Consider the following 5,090-nt stretch of genomic DNA (forward strand, 5'->3'; position numbering starts at 1 on the left):
GTTCACAGAAAATGATACGTTGATAATCCGCTGTTATGCACGCGTATTTGACAACCCAGGTCTGAGCGTAAAAATCAGAAACACAGCGAAAAATGTATTTGAATATCTGGAAAATCAAACAGGATTACAAAACACAATTTATATAGAAAATGGGATAGAGTTAAAATTTTAACCTTTCGGACAATAAGAAAAGCCACCATAATTGGCAGCTTTAATTTTTCGCAAAAGTACCTCTACTCGCACTTTTGCTTACTTTAATATTCTCTTTTAATTACAAAAAACGAGCCCCTTATGGTTCCTGCTAGTTTAGATTTCTGCCTAGCAAATTTAAACTTTCCTTCTAACTCCTTTGGTACCTCCATCCCCTCTGAAAGCTTAAAACCAACGGCCCGCTTCGGCTTAGGGCCATCAATCGTATACAAGACGTTGACCTCCAGACCATCCTCATAGAAGACGTAAGCCCAATTGATATTTTCCACTTGGAAACGCGATGTTTCTAATGGTTTGGCTGCAAATTCAATATCACGCTCTTCTTTCAAAATTCGGTTCACATAATCAAGGGTTTCGTAGGACTCACTAGCTGGTACAACCGTAAATTCATGCTTGTATTTGTTCATAAAGTAACGGGCTTCATTTGCACGTAAACCAGCAAGTGTTTCTGCTACCGGTGAAGACTCTAAGCCAACCGTAGACACATTTTTAAAATCAACGATATAGGACAAGTCCATCTCTCCTTTTATCTCTTTATTTCCTAACAACAGGAATCCACATTTCACCAAAAACTAAGCCGTCTCGCTGACCCATTTCAACCGTTGCATTGGGACCACCCACATAAGCAAAATTCTTTGCTTCCGGCAAGACTTGACCAAAGGCAACGCCGGCAAGCGTATTATGCATTTCATCGGCCATCTTCCCTTCCCCTTTTACAACAAGGTATTCCCCCTTAGGAAATTGGATCACTCTGTCTCCTTCTGGTGCCGATACCTCTGTCATGACGCCAGCATAATGCATCATCTTGTTATTCACCGCTTCGTTCACGGCAAAAACGTAGTCATTTGTTGCTATAGATTTTAACCAGTCAAGCCTTCCATCTTGTTCGATTGCCTGCCAAAAGTCTGCCTTTTCCTTGCTTATCCCTGCAAAGTCTGTGTAATGACTTTTAAGCTCAGTTCCAATACCTATAACAGTAAAGCCGGCTTTTTCTTCTATTGTATATTCTCCCATTCTTAAAACCATCCTCTTTTTAAAATTTCAAATGTCTTGTTTTCTTCACTTGATGGATATATCATAACCTTAAATCATGTCAAAAAATGATACTGTTTAGGAGTCCCGATGAAAAAAGTTGAACGGATTAATATCATCATGCGTTATATCAACAACCGTAATCACTTTACCATTTCTGAAATCATGCGAGAGTTTAATATCTCTCGTTCGACAGCTATTAGAGATATTAATGAAATTGAGTCCATGGGGATGCCACTTGTCGCTGAAGTTGGAAGGGATGGGGGTTATTTTGTCATGCACAACTCTGTCCTTCCTGTTGTCCGCTTTACCGATAATGAAGTCAAAGCCCTTTTTATTGCCTTTATGGCCACAAGAAATCTACAGCTCCCCTATCTAAAGAGTCGTCAGTCCTTAGCTGAAAAATTACTAGGCCTCCTCTCAGAAAACCAGCAAGACGACCTTGTTCTTTTAAATCAAATCTTGCTTTTTGAAGGGACCAACCCCTATAATCCCGACCTACTTGATCTATCAGACCTCCCCCATCCGATGTTAGAAAAACTGATCCAAACCCTTCAGTTGGATCGTTATTTATTGATTACCATCCAAGAAGAGAAGGTAATCAAGTCTTATCCAATTTATCTCTTGCACCTTTATCGAGAAAAAAGCCTTTGGCTGATTGAAGGCTTTGACTTAAAGGAAGAAAAGAAACAGATTTTTCCTGTCGACCATCTCACCAATGTCGAGCCCTACCCGACGAAAAAAAGAGTAAGTAAAAAAAAGATTTTAGAAAAATTAAGTAAGCAGGAAGAAGAAAACAACCTTATCCTTGAACTTGGTCCAAAAGCGATTGCCCAGTTCAAAAAATACCATCCATTAAAAATTTCAATTTCCTATACGAATCCTTACCAATCCACAGCCATTCTAAAGACTTTTATCAATGTTAATTTGCCCGAAGAATTGACCGAAATAACAAATTGGCTACTTTTCTTAGGTGAGGATATCAATGTCAGGGAAATGCCAAAGGAAGTCATAAAAGGTTTACAAGAGAGATTACGCTTATACTGCCCATGAACATAAACTTTTCCTGCCATATAAAAAAGACCATCATTAACGATGATCTTTATACGCGCTTTGATCCAATATATCTAGCATGCCAATATGGGTTGCTTGTGTAGGTAATAATGACCCCTTTTGAAGAGGATGCCATGATCATTTTTCCGTATCCGATATAGATGGCAACATGGGTTGGGGCACTTGCTTTGGTTGGTGCGTAGAATAGTAAATCACCAATCTGCAAATTAGATGGTCGATATCCGTTTCCATAGTACATTTGGGCAGCTGTACGGTTTAATGTTCTTCCTGCTTTTCCGTAAGAATACTTCACAAGACCTGAACAGTCAAATCCGCTTGGCGTCATCCCGCCCCATCGGTAAGGAACTCCAAGATTAGATTTTGCGATCGAAATCGCTGCTGTATGATAATTGTAAGTTGCTGCTTCCGCTTTTTCACCCTTGGCGGCGAACAAAGAGCCACAAGAAGCTAAGATGGTAAAGGCTATGATGAATTTCTTTAGCATGATTGTTTCCTCCTAGTGTGATTTGATAGTTTCACTATACTAGAAAGGTATAACAGACTCATCACAGCAATATGTTAATTTCATTACAAAGTAATTCTAAAATAATTTTTTTATTCAAAAATATACTTTTTTCTATTTGATATAGTTGGGCTGTATGAATTAAAAAAGAGCCATAATATACAAGTTCATTAAAACTTGCATATTATGGCTCTTTAAAATTATTCCTTACTAAAGTTCAGGTATATATTTTTATTTAATATAAAAAATGGAATATGGTTTCAGCAGAACATTGTATCCAACGCAAAGTTTTACTCTTCGTGTTCAAACTAGTTCTGACAAACCAATTCAAGAAGTGTCTATACATTTTCTAAATAATCAATATGTAGAACTAAACAAAGTAAATAAAAATACTTGGGAATCAACTATTCAAGTTTCATTGGTCAAAGACTATATTATTGGATCTATTCTTTTTGGTCTAGAAAAAGGAGAAAATATTACTTACTATAATAAAAACCTCCCTGGTAATTGCTTAAACACTTTTGACTTTAAACCGAATAATGTAAAGGTTAATAAGTATCCAAAGCCTACTATTACTTCTAAGATTACACGTGACATCAAAACAATAATTGGAAAAGCTCTACCAAAAAGTTACGTCAATATTTACGTATCTGATCCTGCCCAACAATCAAGTTATGGCATCGGATCAGTCCAGGTAGATGCTTCCGGAAATTTCAAATGGAATTTATTAGAACCACTTAAAAGCGGAGGTTATTTGACCTTTACTGCAGTTAATTCAATGTATTTTGATCCGGCAGATATCGATGCAGGTGCTGTTTATGCAGAAAGTGATACAGTTCGTATTCCCATTCCAGCTTTAGAGCCTACAATAAGTACTAAAATAACAAATAAAACAACGAAAATTTCTGGAAGAGCCGAACCAAATGTAAAAGTAATCGCAAAAGTCAGCAAAAAAATAATTGGCACCACCATAGCAAATCAATACAATGACTTTAATATGAATATTAAGCCAATAGGTGCGGGATCTACAGTTGAAATCTTAACAATCAATCATAATAATAATGAAAGCAAAACAGTAAATAAAATAGTAACTGATGTCATTCCACCTAGTCGTCCAGCAGTGAAAAAGGTCACAACCAAATCCAAGAGTATAACTGGAAAGGAAGAAAAATATTCACTAGTAGAGATTCGTGTTAAAAATAAATTATTGGGAAGAGTTAAAGCAACAAGGGGTGGAACTTATTCATTAAAAATAAAGAAAATGAAAAAAGGTACAGTCATTAAGATTGTCTCAATCGATGCTGCTAAAAATCGAAGTAAGCATGTTACTACTAAGGTTTACTAATTGAACAACTTTTTATCTACGGAAAATATTCAAGTGTGACATTATTAGAATAAAACGCAGAAAAACGCCTTCAAACATTATTTTTGAAGGCGTCTTTGCAATATTAAAGAAATAGGGTCAAACAGACGCTCTAGAGTTTGCAACATCACTTATAATCAGCAGGACTGTGTGGAATCGAACCCACCCTTTTTTGGGATCATAAACTCTAGATTTGTTAAATAGCAAAATGTCGATCTAATAATTCTCTCGAACTTTCAAATAAAAAATAAGCTGCTTTAAGAATAGCTGATTCATCTAGGGTAAATGCAGGATGATGCCATTCTTCGTTCCCGTTTGTACCAAAAAAAGCAAATGTCCCTGGGACATTGTAAAGATAGTAGGAGAAATCTTCGCCAGCCATTGATAGTTCAGGGTCAATAACATGTAAAGATTGTTGCTTTGCAGCATTCCTAGCAATCTCTGTTACAGCTTTATGATTAACAAGTGGTGGTGGACCTGGAAACCATCCAATTTCAACTTTCTGCGAAAAAGCTGTGGCAATTGCTTCAACAATTGAATAAAATTTTTCTTTTACGTCTTCACGAATTTTATTGTCAAAGGTTCGAATGGTACCTTCAAGGATGACATCTTCTGGAATAACGTTCCATGTGCTTCCACCTCTTATTTTCGTCACACTCAATACAGCGCTTTGAAGCGGAGACACATTTCGGCTGATAACCGTCTGAAGAGCTGTGATAAGGTGTCCAGCTGCTATAATCGGGTCCTTTCCATTTTGCGGTATCGCTGCATGACTCCCCTTTCCATAAAGCACGATATGAAAACGATCCACTGCAGCCATTAATGGTCCTTCCTTTAATCCGATGGTCCCAACTGGCAAATCCGGTTTATTATGAAGACCTATAATCGCCTCCACCCCATCCAATTGTC

General features: G+C 37.1%; 6 protein-coding genes. 2 read left to right on the plus strand and 4 right to left on the minus strand.

From position 1 onward, the window contains the following. Positions 1 to 254: 254 nt before the first annotated feature. Positions 255 to 722: a phage tail protein gene (locus V7659_RS27890; RefSeq protein ID WP_335543317.1), complete on the minus strand. Its 468-nt coding sequence runs from the start codon at positions 720 to 722 to the stop codon at positions 255 to 257. A gap of 22 nt (positions 723 to 744) precedes the next feature. Further along, complete coding sequence (locus V7659_RS27895; protein WP_335543318.1) at positions 745 to 1,224, minus strand: GyrI-like domain-containing protein; 480 nt, start codon at positions 1,222 to 1,224, stop codon at positions 745 to 747. 108 nt (positions 1,225 to 1,332) lie between these two features. Here V7659_RS27895 and V7659_RS27900 point away from each other — a divergent pair, with 108 nt between their 5' ends. Then, entirely contained in the window at positions 1,333 to 2,295 is a 963-nt protein-coding gene (locus V7659_RS27900) for a helix-turn-helix transcriptional regulator (RefSeq protein WP_335543319.1), read from the plus strand. 49 nt (positions 2,296 to 2,344) lie between these two features. On the opposite strand, the gene V7659_RS27905 is transcribed toward V7659_RS27900, so the two are convergent. Next, complete coding sequence (locus V7659_RS27905) at positions 2,345 to 2,800, minus strand: C40 family peptidase (RefSeq protein WP_335543320.1); 456 nt, start codon at positions 2,798 to 2,800, stop codon at positions 2,345 to 2,347. Between the two features lie 289 nt (positions 2,801 to 3,089). On the opposite strand from V7659_RS27905, the gene V7659_RS27910 reads away from it, so the two are divergent. Further along, positions 3,090 to 4,163, plus strand: coding sequence for an Ig-like domain-containing protein (locus tag V7659_RS27910; RefSeq protein WP_335543321.1), 1,074 nt, complete (start codon positions 3,090 to 3,092; stop codon positions 4,161 to 4,163). A 214-nt stretch (positions 4,164 to 4,377) separates the two neighbouring features. Here V7659_RS27910 and V7659_RS27915 read toward each other — a convergent pair. Continuing rightward, positions 4,378 to 5,090, minus strand: a 713-nt coding sequence (locus V7659_RS27915; RefSeq protein WP_335543322.1) for an amidohydrolase, incomplete at its 5' end; no start/stop codon positions are given.

This window comes from Neobacillus drentensis (genome assembly GCF_036966985.1).
Classification (GTDB): Bacteria; Bacillota; Bacilli; order Bacillales; family Cytobacillaceae; genus Neobacillus; species Neobacillus drentensis_E.

Coding starts and splice junctions, on each gene's coding strand:
- V7659_RS27895 (WP_335543318.1), bottom strand. CDS start 1,224: ATGGGAGAATATACAATAGAAGAAAAAGCCGGCTTTACTGTTATAGGT.
- V7659_RS27900 (WP_335543319.1), top strand. CDS start 1,333: ATGAAAAAAGTTGAACGGATTAATATCATCATGCGTTATATCAACAAC.
- V7659_RS27905 (WP_335543320.1), bottom strand. CDS start 2,800: ATGCTAAAGAAATTCATCATAGCCTTTACCATCTTAGCTTCTTGTGGC.